The sequence below is a fragment of the Streptomyces sp. NPDC111520 genome, assembly GCF_055635295.1.
Map to the genome: position 1 here is coordinate 310,930 of NZ_JBVKBW010000009.1, position 21,734 is coordinate 332,663.

Annotated in this window: 19 protein-coding genes and 1 pseudogene; 8 read left to right on the forward strand and 12 right to left on the reverse strand. The window is 74.8% G+C overall.

Features of this window, described 5'->3' with window-relative positions:
* The first annotated feature begins 193 nt into the window (after positions 1 to 193).
* From ACZ7MY_RS23305 to ACZ7MY_RS23315, 3 genes are all read left to right on the forward strand, one after another.
* Positions 194 to 1,060 carry a Sco1979 family transcriptional regulator gene (locus tag ACZ7MY_RS23305; protein ID WP_499604485.1) on the forward strand — a complete coding sequence of 289 codons (867 nt, stop codon included), beginning with the start codon at positions 194 to 196 and terminating at the stop codon, positions 1,058 to 1,060.
* Entirely contained in the window at positions 1,057 to 1,299 is a 243-nt protein-coding gene (locus ACZ7MY_RS23310) for a DUF397 domain-containing protein (RefSeq protein ID WP_499604311.1), read from the forward strand. Before ACZ7MY_RS23305 ends, ACZ7MY_RS23310 begins: the two co-directional genes overlap by 4 nt.
* A gap of 80 nt (positions 1,300 to 1,379) precedes the next feature.
* Positions 1,380 to 2,186: an SAM-dependent methyltransferase gene (locus ACZ7MY_RS23315; RefSeq protein ID WP_499604313.1), complete on the forward strand. Its 807-nt coding sequence runs from the start codon at positions 1,380 to 1,382 to the stop codon at positions 2,184 to 2,186.
* A 19-nt stretch (positions 2,187 to 2,205) separates the two neighbouring features.
* On the opposite strand, the gene ACZ7MY_RS23320 is transcribed toward ACZ7MY_RS23315, so the two are convergent.
* The 6 genes from ACZ7MY_RS23320 to ACZ7MY_RS23345 are packed head-to-tail and all read right to left on the reverse strand — an operon-like array spanning position 2,206 to position 8,362.
* Positions 2,206 to 3,096, reverse strand: a complete 891-nt coding sequence (locus ACZ7MY_RS23320; protein ID WP_499604487.1) for an STM4011 family radical SAM protein — start codon at positions 3,094 to 3,096, stop codon at positions 2,206 to 2,208.
* Between the two features lie 11 nt (positions 3,097 to 3,107).
* Complete coding sequence (locus ACZ7MY_RS23325; protein WP_499604314.1) at positions 3,108 to 4,487, reverse strand: STM4012 family radical SAM protein; 1,380 nt, start codon at positions 4,485 to 4,487, stop codon at positions 3,108 to 3,110.
* Complete coding sequence (locus ACZ7MY_RS23330) at positions 4,484 to 5,293, reverse strand: STM4013/SEN3800 family hydrolase (protein WP_499604489.1); 810 nt, start codon at positions 5,291 to 5,293, stop codon at positions 4,484 to 4,486. The genes ACZ7MY_RS23325 and ACZ7MY_RS23330 overlap by 4 nt, the downstream gene beginning before the upstream one ends.
* A 1-nt stretch (position 5,294) precedes the next feature.
* On the reverse strand, positions 5,295 to 6,452 hold the full coding sequence (locus tag ACZ7MY_RS23335; protein WP_499604316.1) for an STM4014 family protein: 1,158 nt from the start codon (positions 6,450 to 6,452) through the stop codon (positions 5,295 to 5,297).
* A complete protein-coding gene (locus ACZ7MY_RS23340; protein ID WP_499604317.1) occupies positions 6,433 to 7,398 on the reverse strand; it encodes an STM4015 family protein in 966 nt (321 codons plus the stop codon). The genes ACZ7MY_RS23335 and ACZ7MY_RS23340 overlap by 20 nt, the downstream gene beginning before the upstream one ends.
* Before the next feature lie 7 nt (positions 7,399 to 7,405).
* Positions 7,406 to 8,362, reverse strand: a complete 957-nt coding sequence (locus ACZ7MY_RS23345; RefSeq protein WP_499604319.1) for an STM4015 family protein — start codon at positions 8,360 to 8,362, stop codon at positions 7,406 to 7,408.
* A 224-nt stretch (positions 8,363 to 8,586) separates the two neighbouring features.
* Between ACZ7MY_RS23345 and ACZ7MY_RS23350 the strand changes: the two genes are divergently transcribed.
* Together ACZ7MY_RS23350 and ACZ7MY_RS23355 are read left to right on the forward strand one after the other, a co-directional pair.
* Positions 8,587 to 8,913, forward strand: a complete 327-nt coding sequence (locus ACZ7MY_RS23350; RefSeq protein WP_499604321.1) for a DUF8820 family protein — start codon at positions 8,587 to 8,589, stop codon at positions 8,911 to 8,913.
* Positions 8,914 to 8,934: 21 nt separating this feature from the next.
* Positions 8,935 to 10,022: pseudogene (locus ACZ7MY_RS23355) on the forward strand (DUF6745 domain-containing protein).
* Here the strand turns inward: ACZ7MY_RS23355 and ACZ7MY_RS23360 are convergent.
* From ACZ7MY_RS23360 to wecB, 5 genes are all read right to left on the reverse strand, one after another.
* Positions 9,998 to 10,921, reverse strand: a complete 924-nt coding sequence (locus ACZ7MY_RS23360) for a carbohydrate kinase family protein (protein ID WP_499604323.1) — start codon at positions 10,919 to 10,921, stop codon at positions 9,998 to 10,000. The pseudogene ACZ7MY_RS23355 and the gene ACZ7MY_RS23360 overlap by 25 nt on opposite strands.
* Positions 10,922 to 11,020: 99 nt before the next feature.
* A complete protein-coding gene (locus tag ACZ7MY_RS23365; protein WP_499604325.1) occupies positions 11,021 to 13,180 on the reverse strand; it encodes a glycosyltransferase family 4 protein in 2,160 nt (719 codons plus the stop codon).
* A complete protein-coding gene (locus ACZ7MY_RS23370) occupies positions 13,177 to 14,991 on the reverse strand; it encodes an ATP synthase subunit epsilon domain-containing protein (protein WP_499604327.1) in 1,815 nt (604 codons plus the stop codon). The genes ACZ7MY_RS23365 and ACZ7MY_RS23370 overlap by 4 nt, the downstream gene beginning before the upstream one ends.
* A complete protein-coding gene (locus ACZ7MY_RS23375) occupies positions 14,991 to 15,632 on the reverse strand; it encodes a class I SAM-dependent methyltransferase (RefSeq protein ID WP_499604329.1) in 642 nt (213 codons plus the stop codon). Before ACZ7MY_RS23375 ends, ACZ7MY_RS23370 begins: the two co-directional genes overlap by 1 nt.
* A complete protein-coding gene (wecB, locus tag ACZ7MY_RS23380) occupies positions 15,625 to 16,710 on the reverse strand; it encodes a non-hydrolyzing UDP-N-acetylglucosamine 2-epimerase (RefSeq protein WP_499604331.1) in 1,086 nt (361 codons plus the stop codon). Before wecB ends, ACZ7MY_RS23375 begins: the two co-directional genes overlap by 8 nt.
* Positions 16,711 to 16,772: 62 nt before the next feature.
* On the opposite strand from wecB, the gene ACZ7MY_RS23385 reads away from it, so the two are divergent.
* The 3 genes from ACZ7MY_RS23385 to ACZ7MY_RS23395 are packed head-to-tail and all read left to right on the forward strand — an operon-like array spanning position 16,773 to position 20,627.
* A complete protein-coding gene (locus ACZ7MY_RS23385) occupies positions 16,773 to 18,203 on the forward strand; it encodes a glycosyltransferase (RefSeq protein WP_499604333.1) in 1,431 nt (476 codons plus the stop codon).
* A 16-nt stretch (positions 18,204 to 18,219) separates the two neighbouring features.
* Positions 18,220 to 19,479 (forward strand): nucleotide sugar dehydrogenase, encoded by a 1,260-nt coding sequence (locus ACZ7MY_RS23390; RefSeq protein WP_499604335.1) that lies wholly within the window; start codon positions 18,220 to 18,222, stop codon positions 19,477 to 19,479.
* On the forward strand, positions 19,479 to 20,627 hold the full coding sequence (locus tag ACZ7MY_RS23395; RefSeq protein ID WP_499604337.1) for a glycosyltransferase: 1,149 nt from the start codon (positions 19,479 to 19,481) through the stop codon (positions 20,625 to 20,627). The genes ACZ7MY_RS23390 and ACZ7MY_RS23395 overlap by 1 nt, the downstream gene beginning before the upstream one ends.
* A gap of 7 nt (positions 20,628 to 20,634) precedes the next feature.
* Here ACZ7MY_RS23395 and ACZ7MY_RS23400 read toward each other — a convergent pair whose 3' ends face one another.
* Positions 20,635 to 21,666, reverse strand: a complete 1,032-nt coding sequence (locus ACZ7MY_RS23400; RefSeq protein WP_499604338.1) for a saccharopine dehydrogenase family protein — start codon at positions 21,664 to 21,666, stop codon at positions 20,635 to 20,637.
* Positions 21,667 to 21,734 lie beyond the last annotated feature (68 nt).

Here is a 21,734-nt window from a genome sequence, read left to right on the forward strand (position 1 = left end):
CGGGCGTCGAGGGTGCCACGGCGCTCTAACCGCAGAGCGTCTGGTGAGGAGGCCACGTCGACAACTATGCGGTCCCGTTCGAACTGTTGGCAAGGTGCGATCTGTAATTTACAGAACGGCCGGTGCGCACTGTCGGTTTTCGATGACGGCATGACACACTGCCTGCAGCAGAGGGGAGTTGGGGGAAGTGGTCCTGACTGACGCACGGTCGGGCGGTGCTCCCACCGTCCTCCGCGTGGTGCTCGGCAAACGGCTCCAGGACCTGCGCGAGAAGGCCGGGTTCTCCTTCGAGGACGCCGGACGGGCCCTCGACGTCACCCACGCCACGATCCGCCGCATGGAGAAGGCCGAGGTCGGCCTGAAGATTCCCTACGTCGAGAAGCTGCTGCGCACCTACGGCGTCCTGGACCCGGCGGAGCTCGAGGAGTTCCTCGCACTGGCCCGGGAGGCCAACCAGCCCGGCTGGTGGCACCGTTACCGCGACGTCCTGCCCGACTGGTTCAGCGCCTTCGTGAGCCTGGAGGGCGAGGCCGGCGTCATCCGCGCCTACGAACCCCACTACGTCCCCGGACTGCTGCAGACCGAGGACTACGCGCGCGAGGTGCTGCGGGCGGGGAACCCGGGGGCGGCCGACTCCGAGGTCGAGCGCGGCGTCGCGCTGCGCATGGAGCGCCAGGCGCTGCTCACCCGGGAGGACGCGCCACTGGTCTGGATCGTCATCGACGAGACGGTCCTGCGAAGACCCATCGGCCGCCCGGCGGTCATGCGCGCCCAGATCGCCAGGCTGATGGAATCCTGCGCCCTGCCCAACGTACGACTGCAGATCATGCCGTTCACGGCCGGACCGCACCCCGCCATGTACGGCCCGTTCCACATCTTCCGGTTCCAGACGCACGAACTCCCGGACGTCGTCTACTCCGAAAGCCTGGTCGGGGCCGTCTACTTCGACGACCGCGACGACGTGTCGACCTTCCTGGAGGCCCTGGACCGGATGTGCGCACAAGCCGCGCCGACCCAGAGCACCGAGCGGATCCTCGGTGGCATCCACAAGGAGACATGACCATGGAGCGGATCTACAACGGCATGCCCGCAGCGGAACTCGCCCGCGAGGGCTGGCGCAGGCCGTGGAGCGGGGGCAACGGCGGCTCGTGCGTCGAAGCCCTCAAGATGGACGACGGCCGGGTGGCGTTACGGCAGTCCGCCGACCCCGACGGGCCCTGCCTGATCTACACCGGCAACGAGATGACGTCCTTCATCGAGGGCGCCAAGGCCGGCCAGGCCGACTTCCTGCTGCCGTGAGCGGCGGGACGGACCGGGAGACCACCGACCGCACCGACCCGGCCCCGCAAGGGCCACCGGAATCCGAACGGAGCAGGGCGTTGACCGACAAGGGCTTCCCAGCGGAGGAGATCGACACCAGCCGGCCGCACCCGGCCCGGATGTACGACTACTACCTCGGCGGCAAGGACAACTACGAGGCCGACCGCGAGGCGGCCGAGATGGTGATCCGCATGACCCCCGACGCGCGCCCCAGCGCACGCGCCAACCGGGACTTCATGCAGCGCGCGGTGCGCTACGCGGCGGGGCAGGGCATCCGGCAGTTCGTCGACGTCGGCACCGGCATCCCCACCTCGCCCAACACCCACGAGGTCGCCCGCTCCGTCGCGCCCGACGCTCGGGTCGCCTACGTCGACAACGACCCCATCGTGGCCGCCCACGCCGGTGCGCGGCTCACCAACACCGGGAACGCCGGTTTCTTCCTCGGTGACGTCCGCGAGCCCGAGACCGTCCTGGAGCACGCCACCATCCGGGAGCTGATCGACTTCGACGAGCCCGTCGCCCTGATGCTCGTCGCGCTGCTGCACTTCGTCCGCGACGACGAGGACCCGGCCGGGATCGTGCGCACCCTCACCAAGAACCTCGCGCCCGGCAGCCTGCTGATCCTCAGCCACGGCACGACCGACTTCCACCGGGACGTCGACGCCGACGCGGGGGAGGCCTACAAGAACGCGACCTCCACGCTCACCCTGCGCGGCAAGGCGGAGATCGAGCCCTTCTTCGAAGGGTTCTCCCTGGTCGAGCCGGGCCTGGTGCAGGTGCCGCGGTGGCGCCCGGACGGCCCGCCCCGGCAGGAGGGCGAGCACGTCCGCATCGCCTTCTGGGGAGGCGTCGGCCGCAAGGGCTGACGCCGCCCCACGGGCCTGCTCAGGGGGACGCCGGCGTCAGCAGCCGCAGCGGTGTCCGCCCGGGCGGCGGCGCGGCGGGGATCCGCTCCAGGACCCCGCCGGCGAACACGTCGTACAACGGCAGCGTCTCCAGGTGGACGTAGCCGATGTGGCAGTCGCAGACCGCCAGCGGGCAGGCCCGCGGGCGCAGCGCCGCGCGGTAGGAGCCGTCGTAGAGGTTGCCCAGCTCCTCGGGGACGAAGTGGCAGCGCCGGACGGTGCCCTCGCCGTCCACCGAGACGACCGACTCGCCCGTTCGGCACGGCAGGCCCGCGCTGCGGTGCGGATGCCGGCTGTAGGGGAAGAGCGGGTCGAGGTCCGTCCACCGGGCCGCCTCGGCGTCGGTGTACGTGCGGCCCTCGGCGGCGTTGACCCACAGGTAGACGTGGTCCGGGAGGTCGGCCCGCAGCCTGCGGGCCTGCTCCAGGTGCTCCGGCAGGCCGACGACGCCCACGCTGTGCCGGACCCCGCGGTCCGCCAGGTCGCGGCACTTGGCCAGGAACCGGTCGTAGGGGGTCTGACCGGGGTGGAAGGTGCACCACAGCGCGAGCGTGCCGAGGTCGGCCTCGTCCAGCCACTGCGTGCGGCAGCTCAGATTGGTCTGGATCGCCACCCGGCTCACGTGCGGCAGCCGGCTCAGCTCGACCAGGGAGCGCCGGTACCAGGAACGCACCAGGCCCTCGCCCCACGGGGTGAACAGCAGCGAAAGCCGGTCGTCCGTCCGTTCGGCCGCCCAGCCGGTGAAGCGCTCGAGCGCGGCGCGGTCGGCGGTCAGCTGGGCCCTGCTGTCCCTGCGCTTGGCGAACGGGCAGTAGGGGCAGTCGTAGTCGCAGGAGGCCAGCGGGCCGCGGTAGAGGATCGTCAGGTCCATTGCGGGGGCGCTCACCTGGGCTCGTAGGCGGCCATGCGCCGCCGCACGGCGGCCGAGAACAGCTCGGGACCGACCGCGTCGGAATGGGCCAGGCCCTCGGGCGACAGCCGCAGCACGTCCGGACCGGCGGCGGTGTCCAGCCAGCCCCGCTCCGCGAAGCGGCCCAGCTCCTCGGCGAAGTCCTCCTCCGGAGCGGTGCCGAAGCGGGCCCGGTACTCGGCGACGGGCAGGCCGTCGGCCTGCAGCAGGGACTGCAGCAGATGACGGCGGCGCGCCTCCTCGGAGTCCATCGCCCACCCGAAGTCGGCGTGACCGAACTCCCGCGTGGTGCGCGCCGTGTAGGCGTCGATGATGCCGCGGATGCGGTGCATGTCGACGGCGTAGTCGAAGGAGTAGTGCAGCGTGGAGGTGTACGAACGGGCCCCGCAGCCGAGGCCGACCATGCCGTCGGTCTGGCAGGCGTAGTCCCCGCCGCCGGTGGTGGGGGCGTCCGCACGGCGGAACATGCGCATCGACACCTGCTCGTAGCCGTGCGCCAGCAGATGGTCGCGGCCGTGGCGGTACAGCCGCAGTCGCTGCTCGTCCCACGCCGCCTCGTCCGGCGCGGCGCCGGCGGTGTGCCGGCCGAGGCCGGTGAGCGGGCGGACGTAGAGCGGGTACAGGTACAGCTCCTCAGGGCCCCAGGCGAGCGCGGCGTCCAGGGACGTCGTCCAGGACCGCTCGGTCTGACCGTCGATGCCGTAGATCAGGTCGACGTTGAGCACGGGGATGCCCGCCTCCCGGACCCTGCCCAGCGCCGCCTCGACGTCGGCCCGGCGCTGCGGGCGGACGGCGGCACGGGCCTCCGCCTCGACGAAGCTCTGCACCCCCAGGCTCAGGCGGGTCGTGCCACGCTCCGCCAGCACCGACAGCCGGTCGGCGGTCGCGGTGGCCGGCGAGGCCTCCACGGAGAGCGGTATCGCCCGCAGGTCGGCGCCCAGGCCCTGTTCCGCCAGGTCGCAGAGCCGTTCCAGCTCGCCGGCCTCCAGGTACGTGGGAGTCCCGCCTCCGAAGGCGGCGTTGGCGAACCGCGCCCCCTCGCCCAGCGCCTCCCGCACCGCGGCGGCCTGGCGCTCCAGGGCGTCCAGGTAGGCGGTGGCAAGGCCGTCCGGCGCCCCGATCCTGGTGAAGAGGTTGCAGAAGCCGCAGCGGACCTCGCAGAACGGGATGTGGAAGTAGAGGGACAGCGCGTCCTTCGGCTCGTCCACCCACAGGTCGCGCAGCCCGGCCTGCTCGCGGGGCAGCGCGCGGTAGGCCGTCTTGTGCGGGTACGCGTACACGTAGTGCCGGTACGGGCGCACGGCGGCCGTGGCCGGGGGCGTCGGGGAGAGCGTGACGTCGGTGCGGGTCATCGGGCGGCCCCGTCGAGGATGAAGTGGGCGTAGGGCACCGTCCACACGACCTCGTGGCCGATGCGGTGGCCGGTGTGGCCGTCCTCTCCGTACGCCGTGCCGTGGTCGGAGCAGACGACGGCCAGGCACGGACGGCGGCTGGAGGCGGCGGCGAAGAGCCTGCCGATGTTGCGGTCGACGTACTCCAGGGCGGCGGCGTGGGTGGCGCGCGAGTCGCCGGCCTCCCGGGTGGCGCCGGGCAGGTGGAACCAGTTGGGCTGGTGCAGCGCCGAGACGTTCACGAAGAGGAACAGCGGCCGCTGCGGCGGCAGGGCGGCGACGACCTCCTCGGCGCGGGCCACCTGCGCCTCGAAGGAGGTGGGTGAGGGCACGCCGAACTCCGGCTCCCAATGGCTCTCCTGGAAGAGCCCGGGCAGCACCGACCCCAGCGGGGCCTGCTTGTTGAAGAAGCCGACGCCGCCGATGCACACCGTGCGGTAGCCGGCCGCGGCGAGCCCCGACACCAGGTCGGGGGTGTCGTAGACGAAGGTGCCGTCCGCGGTGCTCTCACTGCCGGCGAAGCGCGCCGCGAACAGCCGCGGGTGGGGGCCGGGCTCAGTGGGCGTGGGCAGGAAGCCCGCGAAGATCGCCTGGTGGGAGGCGTACGTGAAGCTGCCGGGCGCGTGCCGGCGTTCCCAGCGGCCACCGGGCAGATGGCGGGCCAGGTGGGGGATGCGGCCCGCCGCGGCCAGTTCCTCGGCCACGTCGTGGCGGAGGGTGTCCAGCGTGACCAGCAGGATGTCGTGGCTGCCCACGATCTGGTTCATGTCAAGCGGTGGCGTCATGGTGGTGCTCCTCGCGTCGCGCGCGTTCCATCGCGGCCGGTACGGCGGCGACCTGGGCGGCGTAGGTGCCCAGTCCCTCGGCCCCGCTGCCCGGGAGACCGGTGAGCCGGGGCAGCAGATCCCCGAAGGCGTTGACCTCGCCGACGGCGAAGCGGCGCCAGCCCGTCGTGGCCAGCACGTCCACGCCGACGCAGAGGGTGCCGGGGAAGCACGCCGCCGCCTGCTCGGCGGTCGTCAGCACGTCCCGGAAGTCGCCGCCCGCGGCGCTGATCGCCGCGCGGGCCGTGTCCAGGTCGCCGCGGGCGCCGCCGAGGTGCAGGTTCGTCATCGGGTGCGGGCTGGTGCGGACGACGGCGTGCGTGGCGCGGCCGGCGACCACCACCACCCGCAGGTCGGCCGCGCGCCCGTGCTGGGACGCCTTGGGCAGCCAGCGCTCCACGTGCAGCCCATCCGGGGCCAGCGCGTCGACGAGGGCGGCCACCTCCGGTTCCGTGCGGTACTCCCGCACCCGCAGCGAGTTGAACAGGCGTCCGTCGGCCGTGGTCTCCACCGAGGTCGTCGCCTTGATCCGGCCGGGCCCCGCCATCGCCAGCGCCACCACACCGGAGGCGGAGGAGCCGTGCGCGGGCTTGAGGAACGCCCGGGAGATCCGGGCGGCCCGCAGCCGCTCCCTGAGCTCGTCCCAGCCGCGCACCGGTGGCCCGCCGGGCGCGGGCGGCACCGCGACGCCCGCCGCGGCGAGCCGGGCGTGGCAGCGGCGCTTGTCGAACAGGACGGCGACCTCGCCCGCGTCCGCCGACGGCACCGCGCCGGCCCGCCGGACCGCATCCGTGACCTCGTGCACCTTGGCGGTGAAACGGCGGTACCACAGCGCGGTGCCCTCGACCCGGGCCGGGTCGTCGGCGCCCCGCAGCAGCCGGTCGACCTCGGCGTCCTCACCGGGGGAGTCGACGCGCACGAACTCGCCGGGCGCGAAGGCGTACCGGCCGCGCAGCACGTCGCGCCACGCCACCACGCGCGGTGCTCGGTGCCCGGCGGCGCGTACCGCGTCGGCGAACAGCGTCGTCCTGCGGTTGCCGGGGTTGCCGACCACGGCGATCCGCGGCGCACCGCCGGTGCGGCTATTCGGAGACGGCGACATAGCGCCACTCCTCGCCCCGACGGCGGCGCGACGCGAGCTGCTCCGACAGGTCGACCTCGGTGCCCGCGGAGCCCACCGTCGTGCGCAACCGCTCGGCCACGGCCTCGCTCAGGAAGTGGTGGTGCAGGTCGAGCCGCTTGAGGTGGGTGAGCGGCTGGCCGCCCAGCAGCGCCTCGGCGCCGGTGTCGCCGAGCGTGCCCATGGACAGGTTCAGCGTCTCCAACTGGGCGACGACGGGCGCCGAGGCCACGGCCGCCGCGATCTCGTCCTGCAGTTCGCTGTCCTGGAGGCCGAGGTGGCGCAGTGCGGGGAAGCGGCCGCCGGCGAGGACCGGCGCCAGATCGGCGACCGTGGCGTCGCCCCCGTACTCCGACACGCCGAGCCACAGCTCCAGCCGCTCCAGTGCGGGCAGTTCACAGGCGGCGACCGCCCGCACCACCGCGCCGGGCAGTCCGCCGGACTCGAAGCGCAGCACGCGCAGCGCCTCGTGGCGGACCGGCCGCAGGGACAGCGGCTCCTGGCCCAGGCCCTGCGAGTCGCCGCCGCGGACACCGAACTCCTCCAGCAGCGGGAAGCGTTCGAGGACGGGCGTGACGTCGGTCAGCTGCAGCCAGGAGACCTCGCACTCCTCGTACGTCACGTCGGCGAGGAAGAGGGCGCGCAGCGCGGGGAAGCGCTCCGCGTCCGCCAGCACCAGATCCAGCGCGGGACGCAGTTCCGCGTACTCGTCGTCCCACCAGGGCCCGAGGACGAGGGCGCGCACCCGCGTGGTGTCGACCGCCGAGGTGAAGTGGCCCCACACCTCGGGGAAGGGGATCCCGCCGGCCTCGAAGCAGTCCAGCCGCCAGGCCACGGCGTCGGGCGCGGGCAGCTCGGCGGTGCCGGCCTCGGGCAGCGTGTGCACGCGGAGCCCGTGGAAGGTCTCCAGGTGGTGTGTCACTGTCATGACGGCCTCACTCCGCGACGGCGGTGTAGCGGTGGATCTCGCCGTCCCACTCGTCCTCGTCGCCGGGTTCGGAGAGGTCGACCTCGACGCCCGAGGGCTCGAGGGCGGCCCGTACGCGCTCGGCGACCGGCTCGGTGACGAAGTTGTGGTGGAGGTCGAGCCAGTTCAGGTGGGTGAGCGGCTGGCCGGCGAGCAGGGCGCTCACACCGTCGTCGGTGAGCACGCCCAGGGACAGGTCGAGCGAGGAGAGCTGGGCCACGACGGGGGCCGCGGCGACGGCGCCGGCGATCTCGTCCTGTATCTCGCTGTTGCGCAGGCCGAGGTGGCGCAGGGCCGGGAAGCGGCCGCCGGCGAGGATCGGCGCCAGGTCGGCGACCGTGGCGTCGCCCCCGTACTCCGACACGCCGAGCCACAGCTCCAGGTGCTCCAGCGCGGGGAGTTCGCTCGCGCCGACGCCGCGGACTACCTCGCCGGGCAGGCCGCCCGCCTCGAAGCGCAACGTGCGCAGCCGCTGGTGGCCCGTCGCCGGGAAGCGCAGCCCCGACCCGCCGCGGACGCCCAGCACCTCCAGCCGGGGGTAGGCGTCGAGCACCGGCGTCACGTCGGACTGCTCGATCCAGGAGATCTCGGCCTCCTCCATCTCCAGGTCGCCGATGAACACGGCCTCCAGTCCGGTCAGTCGCTCCCGTGCCTCCACGAGCGGCCGCACGACGGCACCGGAGTCGTTGTCGTACGGCTCCCCCCACTGCCCCAGGACCAGGGCCCGCACGCCGGCGGGCTCCACGGTCTCCAGGAAGCGGTCCCACAGCTGCGCGAAGTTCTCCTTCGCGTCGTCGTCGTACGGGTTGACGGCCAGCCGCCAGGCCACCGCTCCGGCCGCCGGGAGTTCCTGCCGCGCGCCCGGCGCGGGGAAGTCGAAGGCCGGCAGGCCGTTCAGTTCCTGCAGATGTTCGACGTAGGACATCGTTGGTCTCCCCGGGATGGACGGACGCGGTGCCTCGGCGGTGCTGCCGCTTCGGTGCGGCCACTGCCGCGGGGCGGTGTGCCCCGCTCGCGAAGAGTTCTACCAAGTCCCTCCGACAGCGCTCGCCGCGGGCTGTGCACAGTCGGCCGGGGGGCGTTGTCACACCCCCCGCGTAGCGTCGTGGACATCGGGTCGGCGGGCGCCGACGGCGAAGGGAGACACGCATGTACCGGCAGGGGGACGTCCTGATCGTGCCCGTCGCGGAGGCGGCCGTGCCGCCGGGCACGGAGCGGCTGCCGCGGCAGCCGAGGGACCCGCGGGGCAGGCTCGTGCTGGCCCTCGGTGAGGTGACCGGGCACGCCCACGCGGTGGTCGGCCCGGGGACGCTGGTGCGGGAGGCGGGGCCGTTCGGGGCGGCGTACCTCCACCTCCCGGACGGCGGGCGGGTGGTGCACGAGGAGCACGCCGCGATACCGCTGCCCAAGGGCTGGTACCGGGTCGTGCGGCAGCGCGAGTACGTGCCCGGCGCGGTGCGCGTCGTGGCGGACTGACGGGGACGGGGGAGCGGAGCGATGACGACGGTGGCGAGCACGGGCACGGGTGCGGCTGCGAACACGGGTGCGGCTGCGGGCACGGGTGAGGAGGCCGACACGACGGCGCTGTGGCGCGAGGTCGTGGCGGCGACGGGCCCGGCGGACCGGGCCGCGGCGGAGGAGGGGGTGCGCCGGGCCTACCGGCTGGCCGGCCTGCCGGAGCCGGAACGGATCGTGTGGGCGGCCTCGCCGCTGGAGGCGGTGGCCCTGGCCGTGCGTCTGACGGCGGACGGCACGGCGGGCGGCAGCGTCCGCGACGCGGTGCGCACCCGGCCGTGGGCGGCCGCGCGGGAGCGGGTCGCGGGCCGGCTCGGGCCGGCCGGCTGGGCGGACCACTGGGCCGTCACCGGCGCGCAGTTGTGGGACACGACGGTGCTGCTGACCGAGCGGATACGGACCGCCGTGGCCGACGCGGCACCGGCGGTGTCCGGGGGCGGGCAGGCCGTGCGGCTGGCGCTGCTCGACGCCGTGCTCGGGCAGCACGACGCGCCGTGGCTGGCCGCCTTCGACGGCCAGGAGGGCGCGGGCGAGCTGGCCGGGATCGCCGCGGTCGCCAGGAACGCCGGCTGGTGGTGGCCGTACGAGCGGACGGCGGTCGTCGCCGAACGCCCCCTGGAACTGCACCGGGACGAGGCCGACCGGCTGGACCGCGGCGACGGCCCGCGCTGGCCTTCGCGGACGGTTTCGCGCTGCACGCCTGGCGCGGCATGCCGGTCCCCGCCGAGTTCCTCGACGGGCTTGCCGGGCTGACCCCGCGCCGCATACGCGAGGAGGAGAACGCCGAACTGCGCCGGGTGATGCTGGAGCACTACGGCTACGAGCGCTACCTGGAGGAGTCCGGGGCGGAGCCCGTCCAGCGGGACGCGGCCGGGGTGCTCTGGCGGATCGAACTGGAGGGGGACGAGCCGCTGGTCATGGTCGAGGTCGTCAACTCCACGCCGGAGCCGGACGGCACCCACCGCACCTACTGGCTGCGGGTGCCGCCGCGGACCCGGACCGCCCGCGAGGGCGTCGCCTGGACCTTCGGACTGGAGGAGGCCGACTACGAGCCGGCGCGGGAGACCTGAACGGAGTCCAGCGTCGCGGCGTCGACGAGGGCCAGGTTGCCGCCCGCCGTGCAGGTGTACGCACCCGCCGTCGCACCGAGACGGGCGCAGGACTCGAGGTCCAGTCCGCGCGTGCGCCCGTGGAGGAAGCCGCACAGGAAGGCGTCGCCCGCGCCGTTGGAGTCCACCACCGGGCCGGGCGGGACGACGGCCGGCACGTGCCGGGGCGTGCTGCTCCCGTCGCGCGCCAGCAGGTAGGCGCCGCCCGCCCCGGCGGTGGCGATCACGGCCTGCGCGCGGCCGTCACGCAGGATGCCGCGCATGACGTCCGCGATGCGCTCGCCCGCTCCCGCCGCGCTGAGGAAGACCAGGTCCGAGCGGCGGGCGAACTCCCGCTGGTGCTCCGCCAGTCCGTCCCAGTCGTGCAGGTCCGTCGAGACGGGCAGGCCGAGTTCCTCGATGTCGTCGTAGAGGAAGCGGGTGAAGTGCGAGATCGACAGGTGCACGTGCCGGGCCCGGCGCAGGTGCGGGAGGTAGAACTCGCGCGGCATCCGCAGGTCCGCCGGGTCGCGTCCGTCGTAGAAGGACATCCGCCGGCCCGTGGCGTCCACCAGGTTGACCGCCCGCCGGGTCCCGGCGGGGGAGATCAGCGGCTCGAAGTCGACGTCGCCCTTGGCCAGGCGCTCCCGGAGCAGGGTGCCGACCCAGTCCTCGCCGACGAAGTCGAGGAACTTCACGGTCATGCCGAGCGCGCGGCAGCCCAGCGCCACGTTGCCGCCGGTCTGGCCGGGCCACTCCCGGACCGGTCCCACCCCCAGGGAGTCCACGTACGGCACGGGCAGGCTGTCCACCCGCACCACGGTGTCCACCCCGGAACCCCCGACGACGAGCACGTCGTACGACGACTCTTGCGTGGTCATGCGCACCTCCAGTCACCACCCCGCCGTCATGCTACGGCCGGGGGGTGACCCCCGTCGGGCGATCACGGATCTGCCCGGCCGCCCGGCTGCCCGGGGGTGTCACGGCGCCGGAGCGGTGACCAGCTCCGTCCACGCCTCGCGGACCGTGTCCAGCCCGAAGCTGCGGCGCAGCCAGTCCCGGGCCTGCCCGCCCGCCTCCTCCCAGCCGTCGGCCGCGAGCGCGGAGATCGCGTCCGCCATGGCCGAGGGGGAGTCGTGGATCCAGCGGCGTTCGTAGATCGCGTCCGCGCCCGGCCAGGGCAGCAGGGCGGGCACCGCCCCGGAGGCCATGCCCTCGGCGGGGGCGAGGTGGAAGCTCTCGTCGTCGCTGGTGGACAGGACGAAGCCGATGCGCCGCAGCCAGCTCGCCACGTCGGGCCCGAAGTCGTCGAAGACCACGGCGTCCTCCAGCGGGCCGGACTGCACCCGCCGCAGCACGGCGTCGTAGTGGGCCCGCTCCTCGGGCTTGTTCCAGATCCACCAGTAGTCCCACGGCATCTTGGACTTCACCGACAGCCGCCACCGCGGGTCCCGGGCCCGCAGGGCCTCGAGCACGTCCAGCCCCAGGTCGAGCCGCTTGCGCGAGGGCGCGACGCCGATCATGCCGAGGCGGTAGCGGGCGTCGGGGACCTTGGGACGGTCCAGCTGCCGGTCGTCGACCCAGTTGGGGACGGTGACGAGCTTCTCCTGCGGCCAGCCGGTGCGTTCCCGCGTCAGCCGGTTGTAGTGCGGGCTGACGCACACGACGCGGTCGACGGCGTCGATGTCGACCTGCGCGGGGTAGCCGGCGTACAGCTCGAAGCGGTGCAGCCGCACCACCAGGCGGGAACCGCGCCGCTTGTGTCGGCTGTACCAGACGGCCGCGGGCCCGCACCACTCCACGACCACGACATCGGCCCAGGCGGCGAGTTCGCGGCCGGCCGCCGCGTCGTGCCGGGCCAGCGCCTCCCAGGCGTCGACCCGCACCTCCACCCCGGGCAGCGCCTGGAGGTGGTCCAGCAGCCGGGTGAAGAACTTCAGGTCGTGCCCGGCGACGACGACCCGCAGCGGCCGGCCGCGTCCGGCGAGACCGGCCGGTGCGGCGGGCAGCGCCCGCTCGACCAGGCCGCGCAGCCGCTCGGCGGCCCGGTCCAGCGAGAAGTGCGCGGCGGCCTCGCGGCAGCGCCGGGCGGCCGTCCGGTAGGCCTCGGGGGAGCGGGCGGCGGCGACCGCCTCGGCCGCGTCGTCGAGGGTGCCCCGGCCGGGGACGAACAGCGGGTAGTCGGCGCCGAGCAGCGCCTCGTGCGCTGGGGTGCGGTTGAGCACGACGGGCAGCCCCAGCGTCCCGAACTCCAGGACCTTGGTGGACAGTTCCAGGCTCGCGTCCAGTTCCGGGTGGCGCCAGCCCAGCCCCAGGTCGCAGCCCGCGGCGATGCGCATGGCGTCCTGGCGTGAGGTGCCCCCGTGGTGCACCACGCCGGTCGCGGTGCGCAGCGCGTGCTCCATGTCCGCGTGGAAGCCGGGGTGCCGCGGGTCGTCGTGGATCTTGTCGCCGACGGTGTGGAGTTCGGCCCTGATCCCCCGGGCCGCCAGCGCGTCGGGCAGTTCCGTCATCTCCAGGGTGTTCCAGCGCGGCGCGAACTTCCCCGTGTACACCATGCGCAGGGGGTCGCCCGCCGCCTCGTGCTCCGGCACCGCGAATTCCGGCACGGGCACGCTGGGCGGGTACAGCACGCACTTGCCGCACGCGGCCGGCACCCAGGCCTCGATGAAGCAGCGCAACTCCTCGGTCTGGCAGAGCAGATGCCGGGACGCCTCCGCGATCCCGGTCAGCTCCTCGACGGCCTCCTCCGTCATGTGCGCCGCCGACTGCGGGATGTCCGTGAGGTACGCCCAGATCCGTCCGTCGAAGGCGCCGTCGGCGACGACCTGCGCCACCAGCCGGCGTCCGCGCAGCACGAGCAGGTCGCACGGCTCCCGCTCGTCCTGATCGCGCAGCACCCGCGAGGCCTGGACGGCGGAGAGGACGTGGCCGGTCGGTACGACGGACACCCCCGGCAGCTCCGCCAGGGGGTCGACCAGCCGCCCGGTGCGCACCGGCGCCTTCAGCACCAGCCGGGTCGCGCAGCCGGCGCGGGCCAGTGCCTGCACCGTCGACTGGGCCCAGACCGCGGAACCGTCGATGAGGTTGAGGTCCACGTCCCCGTAGACCATTGCCCTGACCGTGCGCGTGCCCGTCATCGGACCTCCTCCGGGCGGATCGTGAACAGCCGCCCCGCCCCCGGGGACGGCCACAGAGCCCTGCGCACCAGCGCCGGGCGGAAGCCGTTGACGTGCGGCACGAAGCCCGCCGTGTCGGCGCTGAAGGCCACCACGTCGGCCCCGGAGCACTCCTGGGCGCACATCAGGTCCAGCAGGTGGACCGCCGAGCGTTCCTCCGCGAGGTCCGACCAGTCCGCGACCCAGGGCGCGCCCGGTCCGTCCGCCGCGGCCCGTACGGCGACCCCGCCCGCGGTGAGTTCCGCGTAGGCCGTCCCTGGCACGGGCACCAGCACCTCGGCGGGGCGGTGCCGCTGCGCCATGACCTGCGCGACCAGGCGCGAGACCTCGGCGTCGTCACGCGGGTCGGCCAGTACGGACACCCGCCGGGCGTCCAGCGGGTCCGCCGCCCCGGCGATCCTGGCGAGTTCCGACAACCGCACCCGGGTGGCCCGGGTGGTGAAGATCTCCCGGAGGCCGGCCCGGTCCACCGCCGCCGGGTCCAGCCGGGCCGGCTGCACCCCGGTGTCCCCGTCGAGCACGGCGTCCCAGGGGAACGGGGCCAGGCCCGGGGCGGCCGCGGCGGGGGCGTCCCGCCACAGCACGGCGGTGCGGCCGAGCGCGTGGGCGGCGGCGAGGAGTTCGGCCAGCCGCCGGTCCAGGTCGGGGGCGTCGCCGGTGCCGGTGTGCGCCCACGCGCCGCGGAGGCAGGCGCTGAGCTGCACGACGAGCACGTCCGGGTCGGTGCGTTCGGTGACCTGCCGGGCGTCGTGCGGCAGCACACGGTTGACGACGGCGTCGTGGGAGAAGTCCGCGGCGGTGCCGGGGTCCAGGACGCCGGCGACGACCAGCCGGTCGCGGGGGCCCGCCGTGAACGCCCGGTGGGCCAGGTGCAGGTGGCCGTCGGCCGCGGCCCCGGCCGCATCCGGCGCCGCGGAGGCGACGGGCCCGCCCGGCCGGGCCGCCGACGGGCGTCCGCCCCTGTCGCGGCCGCGCCACATCCCGTACAGCTCGCGCGGCAGCCGCGTCGAACCGCGCAACGGGGACCGGGCGGCCGAGACCAGCGCCTGGCCCACCCGCAGCGAGGTCGAGCCCTGCAGCATGCCGACCCGGGTCTCCAGCACCTCGATCCGCTCCCGGGCGCGCCGCAGCTCGGCGGCGATCCGGTCGCGCTCACGGGTCAGGGCCGCCGTCCGCTCCCCGTCCGTGCCGTCCTGGAGCGCCTCCAGGGCGCGGCGGTCCTCCTCGTGCCGGCGCTCCAGGTCCAGCAGCCGCGCCCGCTCGGCCCGCGTGACGAACTCCGCCAGCACGTACTCGCCGGCCAGCCGCAGCGCGGTGCCGTCCTCGCCCGGTACGGGCCGCCCCGACGGGTCGAGGAGCGGCAGCAGCGCGTCGGTGCAGGTGAAGACCGCGCCGCCGTGCAGGTGCAGGTAGTCCAGGCCGGCCGCCCGCAGCACCTGGCAGTGCTGCGCCACCAGGGCGTCGAGCAGCCGGTGGTAGGGAAGTTCGGCGCCGGGGTGGCCGAACACGATCAGGCCCCTGCCGCCGGGCCGCATGCGCCGCAACCCCGCGAGGCATGCCTCCTCGTCACCGTGCAGGGCGGGGTCGGGGCCGTACGACAGCAGGGCCAGCCGCCCCTCGCCGACCGGTTCCCCGTCGCCGGGCGCGTGGGCACGCAGCCGGACGCCGTCGGGCAGGTGCAGGTAGGGGCCGAGCGGGATGCCGCCGCCGGTCGCGTCGACGACCTCGGTCACCCCGTCAAGGTGCGGGTGGAGCAGATCGAGAAGGCGCATCAGGAGGTCCTCGTGAAGACGTGGAAACCGACCCTGCTCTCCCGGAAACCGTACGGCGTGAAGCCGCCGTGGCGCAGGCCGAGCGGTTCTACGACGGCGCGGTACTCGGCCGCCGGACGGTGCAGGACGTGGTCGCCGCGGGCCACGCGCCCGGGCGCGTCCTCGTCGGTGACGACCAGCCGTCCGGTCAGCCGGACGAGGGAGGCGAGGTTGACCAGGGCGGCCCGCCAGGCGGCGTCGTCCAGCACGTGGAAGAGCACGTCCACGGCGAGCACGACGTCGTACGGCCAGGGGCTGCGCCACGCCGACAGCTCCGCCACCCGATAGCGGGGGCCGCCGCCGAGCACGCGGCAGTGGTCCACCGCCGAGGGGCTGGCGTCGAAGGCGTCGACGAGGTGGCCGCAGCCGGCCAGCGCCCGCGCGAAGTGGCCCTTGCCGCAGCCCGCGTCCAGCACGAGCAGCCGGTCGCTCGCGCGTTCGGAGTCGCCGGTGATGCGCAGCACCTCGGCGACCCGCAGCGCGTAGAAGACCTCGTTGCCCGGCCGGTCGAGGCCGATGTGGCCGCCGGACGCGAGGTCGTCGTGCTCGCGGTGGCGGGCGTCCCAGTAGGCGAGCTGGTCGTGCGGGTGCGGCTCAGACATGGTGGTCCAGCCATTCGGTGATGACGCGGGCGATGCGGGGCCCCGAGCGGCCGTCCCACAGCGGGGGGCCCTCGGGGGCGGGCGCCTCGCCGTCCAGCGCCTTGAGCAGGGCCGGGGCCAGGCCGTCGGGGGTCACGAGGCGGTTGGTGCCGTGGGTGACCGTCACCGGCCGTTCGGTGTTCGGGCGCAGCGTCAGGCAGGGCACGCCCAGGACGGTGGTCTCCTCCTGGACCCCGCCCGAGTCGGTGACCACCGCGGCGGCGCCCCGCAGGAGCCCCATGAACTCCAGGTAGCCGAGCGGCTCCAGGATCCGGATGCCGGGCGTGTCGCCGAGCCCCGCCGCCTCCAGCGCGGCCCGTCCGCGCGGGTGCAGCGGTACGGCTAGCTCCAGGTGCCGTGCCGCCTCGCGCAGCGCCGCCACGGCGGCGGCCGCGGCGGCCGGGTCGTCGACGTTGGCGGGGCGGTGCAGCGTCACGACGCCATAGCGGGCGGGGAGCCCGTGGGCGGCGCGGGCGGCCCGCGGGTCGAACCGCGGCAGGTGGGCCAGGAGGGTGTCGATCATCGGGTTGCCGACGAAGTGCACCCGCGCGGTGTCCACGCCCTCGTCCGCCAGATGGCCCACCGCCTCCGGGCTGGTGACGAACAGCAGGTCGGCGAGCTGGTCGGTCAGCCGCCGGTTGACCTCCTCCGGCATCGTCATGTCGAAGCTGCGCAGGCCCGCCTCGACGTGCGCCACGGGCAGCCCCAGCTTGGCGGCGACCAGCGCGGCGGCGAGCGTGGAGTTCACGTCCCCGTAGACCGTGACCAGGGCCGGGGCGCGGGCCGACAGCTCGTCCTCCAGCGCGGTCAGCAGGGCGGCGGTCTGCCGGGCGTGGCTGCCGGAGCCGACGCCGAGGTCCACGTCCGGCTCGGGCAGGCCGAGCTCCCGGAAGAAGACGTGCGACATGCGCTCGTCGTAGTGCTGTCCGGTGTGCACCACCGACTGCGGCTGCCCGGCGCCGCGCAGGGCGGCGACGACCGGGGCGGCCTTGACGAAGTTGGGCCGGGCACCGACCACGTGGACTACCGAGCCGAGCACGATGCCTCCCGTTCACTGCGGGTGCTTAGGGTGGGAATGTGCGTCGTCGTACTCTTCGTGCCTTGATTCTCGCCGCCTCCGTGGCGGTACGTCATCTGCGGGACGACCCGGTGCGCGCGGCGTCCCTGGCTCTGCGGGTCGCCCCGGGGCCGGCGCGGCGGCCCGCCCGGTGGGCGCTGGCCCGGCTGCCCGGACGCGATCCGCACCGCGGGCGCGGCGGCGCCCCGCCCTACGGGCCGCGCGGCGTGCCGGCCCCGGCCGGTGTGCCGGGGACGGCGGTGCCGGGACGGGTCCTGCACCTGGTCACCAACTCCCTGCCGTACCGGAACGCCGGTTACACCGTCAGGACGCACGCCATCGCGCGCGCCCAGCGGCAGGCGGGCCTGGACCCGCAGGTCGTGACCCGGCTGGGCTTCCCCGTCGCCCAGGGGGTCTGGGACGGGCGCCCGGCCCAGGTCGTGGACGGGGTGCCCTACCACCGCCTGCTGCCGGTGCGGATGCCGGGGACTCCGGCGGCCGCCCTCGCCCGCAACGCCGAGCTCGCCGCCCGGCTCGTCGAACGGCTGCGCCCCGCGGTCCTGCACGCGGCCACCGATCACCCGAACGGCCGAGTGGCACTCGCCCTGCGCGAATCGTTCGGCCTCCCGGTCGTCTACGAGGTGCGCGGCTTCCTGGAGGAGACCTGGCTGACCCAGGGGCCCGGCCGCGACCGCGACAGCGCCTCCTACCGGGAGCGGCGGGCCCTGGAGACGCACTGCATGAAGGCCGCCGACCTGGTGCTCACCCTCGGTGAGGCCATGCGGGACGAGATCGTCTCCCGGGGGGTCCCCGAGGACCGGGTGCGGATCGTGCCCAACGCCGTGGACGACGTCTTCCTCCAGCCCCTGCCCGACCCCGGTGACCTGCGCGATCGCCTCGGAATCGGCCCCGGCGAGCTGGTCGTGGGCACCGTCTCCACGCTCACGCCCCACGAGGGAGTGGGCACCCTGCTGCGCGCGGGGGCCGAACTGCGCCGCCGCGGGGTGCCGCTGCGGCTGCTGATCGTGGGGGACGGCCCGCTGCGGCCCGCGCTGGAGCGGCAGGCGGCCGGGCTCGGCCTGGGGGAGTACGCCCTGTTCACGGGCCGTGTGCCCTACGCCGAGGTGCGGGCGCACCACGCCGTTCTGGACGTCTTCGCGGTGCCCAGGACCGGGGAGCGGGTGTGCCATCTCGTGACCCCTCTCAAGCCGGTGGAGGCGATGGCGAGCGGTCTTCCCGTCGCGGCGAGTGATGTCAAGGCGATGGGCGAGCTGGTCGAAGACCAGGTGAACGGAAGGTTGATTCCGCCAGGAGACGTACAAGCCTGGGCAGATGCGCTCGAAATATTGCTCTATAGTCCGAATCACCGGCAGATGATGGGCGCCGCCGCCCGCGCACGAGTGGCCCACGACCGCACGTGGGCGCACATCGCGGGGCGGACGCGCGACGCCTACCGCGTTCTCGGGGCCGTATAGCACTGGATGGTGCGACATGACGGTGGAGCTCGCAGTCGTAGGACTCGGATACGTCGGTCTGCCCCTCGCCAGGGAGGCCGCGGCAGTGGGCCTGAGCGTCGTCGGGCACGACCTGGACCCCGCGGTGGTGGACGCCCTCAACTCCGGCCGCTCGCACGTGGACGACGTCCGCGACGAGGACCTGCGGCGCATGCTGGCCGCCGGGTTCACCGCCACCACCCGCCCGGAGTGCCTGGCGGAGGCGCAGACCGTCGTCATCTGCGTCCCCACCCCGCTGTCCGGGGACGGCGGACCCGACCTCACCGCGGTCACCGGGGCCGCCGAGGCGGTCGCCGCCCGGCTGCGCCCCGGCGTCCTGGTCGTCCTGGAGTCGACGACCTACCCCGGCACCACCGACGAGGTCGTCCGGCCCATCCTCGAGGAGGGTTCAGGACTGCGCGCGGGGCCGGACTTCGCCCTCGCCTTCTCGCCCGAGCGGATCGACCCGGGCAACCACACCCACGGCCTCCGCGACACCCCGAAGATCGTCGGCGGGCACACGCCCGGCTGCGCGGCACGCGCCGTCGCGTTCTACGGGAAGCTGGTCGACACCGTCGTCCGGGCCAAGGGCACCCGCGAGGCCGAGATGGCCAAGCTGATCGAGAACACCTACCGCCACGTCAACATCGCCCTCGTCAACGAGCTGGCCGTCCTCTGCCGCGAACTGGGCGTGGACATCTGGAACGCGATCGAGTGCGCCGCCACCAAACCCTTCGGCTTCCAGGCCTTCCGCCCCGGCGCCGGCGTGGGCGGCCACTGCATCCCGATCGACCCCAACTACCTGTCGTACAAGGTGCGCACCCTCGGCTACGAGTTCCGCTTCGTCGAACTCGCCCGGGAGATCAACCACCGGATGCCGGAGTACGTGGTGCGCCGGGCGCAGGACCTGCTGAACACGGCGGGGAAGGCGCTGCAGGGATCGCGGGTGCTGCTGCTCGGCGTCACCTACAAGCCCGACGTCGCCGACCGCCGCGAGAGCCCCGCCGTCCCCGTGGCACGGCTGCTGCGCAGGCTCGGCACCGCGATCTCCTTCCACGACCCCTTCGTGGACGTCTGGGAGGTCGACGGCGAAGCCGTCCCCAGGGCCGGCGACCTGCCCGCCGCCCTGCGCGAGCACGACCTGACGGTCCTGCTGCAGGACCACAGCGCGTACGACCTCCAGGTGGTGGCGGACCGGGCCCGCCTGCTGTTCGACACGCGCGGACGGATCTTCCGGCCGGACGTCGAGGTGCTGTGATGCACGTGCTGGTCGTCACCGTCGTGCACCACCCCGAGGACGCGCGCATCCTGCACCGGCAGATAGCCGCCCTCCTCGCCCACGGCCACACCGTCACCTATGCCGCGCCCTTCACCGCCCGGGCGACCCCGCCCCGCCTCGGGGTCGAGGGTGTCGACCTGCCGCGGGCCACCGGCCGCGACCGGCGCGCGGCCGTCCGCGAGGCCCGCCGGCTGCTGGCGCGGCGCGGGCCCACCGTCGACGCCGTGCTGCTCCACGACCCCGAACTCCTGCTCGCCCTGCCGCGCACCCTGCGGCACTGGCACCGCACCGGCGCCCGGCGGCCCGCGGTGGTGTGGGACGTCCACGAGGACACCGCCGCCGCCCTCGCCATGAAGGCCTGGGTGCCGCGCCCGCTGCGCCCGCCGCTGCGCCTCGTCGTACGCGCGGCCGAACTCGCCGCCGAGCGGCATCTGCACCTGCTGCTCGCCGAGGACGCCTACCAGCGCCGTTTCCGCCGTACGCACCCCGTGGTGCCGAACCTGGTCACCGTCCCCGCGAAGGCCCCGCCGGCACCGGGCGACGACCGCGTGGTCTACCTCGGGCAGCTGTCCCGGGCCCGCGGCGCCGAGGAACTGGTCGCCATGGCACGGCTGCTGGCCCCGGACGTCCGGGTGGAGCTCATCGGCGCCGCCGACGGCGACGTCCGCGCACTGCTGGCGGCGGCCGACCGCGACGGCGTGCTGCGCTGGCACGGCTTCCTGCCCAACGACGCGGCCCTGGGGCGGCTGTGCGGGGCGCTCGCCGGGGTGTCGCTGCTGCGCGACGAGGCGAACTACCGCCACTCGCGGCCCACCAAGGTCGTCGAGTACATGGCCTACGGCATCCCGGTCGTGAGCACCCCCAACCCCCTCGCCGCAGAACTCGTCCGGGGGCACGACTGCGGCCTCCTCGTCCCGTTCGGGGACCCCGCGGCGGCCGCGGACGCCGTCCGCCGCCTGCGCGACGACCCCGCACTGCGCCGCGCGATGGGCGCCCGCGGCCACGCCGCCGCCCGCGGCGCGCTGCACTGGCCCGACTGCGCGGCGCACTTCGTCACGAGCCTGGAGGGCTGGGCGGCGGCGGCCGCGACCGCCGCCGAACGCGCCCCGGCGGTACGCCCGTCGTAGCGAGGGATCAGCCGACGTGCGGTCCGTTGCGGCGAACCCCGTCCAGTTCGAGGACGAAGTCCGCGCCCAGGGCCGAGGACGGGGTCTGGGTGCCGTGCGGCAGGCGGGGCAGGCGGGTCACGACGCGGAGCACCGAATCGACCGTCAGCGCATAGGCGTTGGGTGCCGAGAGCGCCGCCTCGGCTACGCGGCCGTGAGCGTCGCGGGCACGCGCCCAGACCTGGGAACGGGTACGCCCCAGTGCCCGCTCCCCGGGGCCGGTCAGGAAGCGGTCGACGCCCGCGCGGGCCAGCCGCCGTACCGGGCCGAGGCCCAGCACGCGCGCCGCGAGCGGGGCACCCGGCAGCCAGGTGTACGTCGAGACGTTCGGGACGCCCGTGGAGTGGTGGGCCGTGCTGACGTCGCCCCAGGCGACGCCTGCGACACGGCGCGGCCCGGTGCGGAAGGACGCCGTCACCCGGGGGTGCCCGAGCGGGACGTCGCGGATCACCCCGTCGACGCGGGCGCGGCCTCCGGCGCCCCGGTCGAGCGCCTCCAGCGCGGAGCGCGCCGTGCCCGGACTCGCCCCGCCGCCGGCCAGGAAGGCGATGTCGAGGTGGGTGGCGGTGGGCAGCGCGGCGGCGACGGTGGCGGCGAGGCAGTCCGTGGGGACGACGTCGAATCCCGCGCCGGGCAGCAGGACCACACCCGCCGCGCGGGCCCGGGCGCTCATCGCGTGCAGCGCCTCCAGCACGTCGATCTCGCCGGTGATGTCGAGGTAGTGCGTGCCGGTGTCCAGGCACGCCTCGGCCATCGGCAGCGCCGTCGCGGAGAAGGGCCCGGCGCAGTGCGCCACGGCGTCCACGTCCGCGAGCGCCGTGCGCAGGGCCGCGGGGTCGTCCAGGGCGAACACCCGGTGCTCCAGGCCCAGTCCGTCCGCGACCGGGGCCAGCGCGGCGGCCGACCGGCCCGCGAGCACCGGGCGTTCGCCGCGGGCCACGGCCTCCCGTGCGACGAGGCGACCGGTGTAGCCCGTGGCTCCGTACAGCAACCAGGTCATGCGCGTGTGCTCCCTCGGCCCGTTCCGGGCCCCGGGGTGGGACCCGGCACCGAACCTACCGGTCGGTC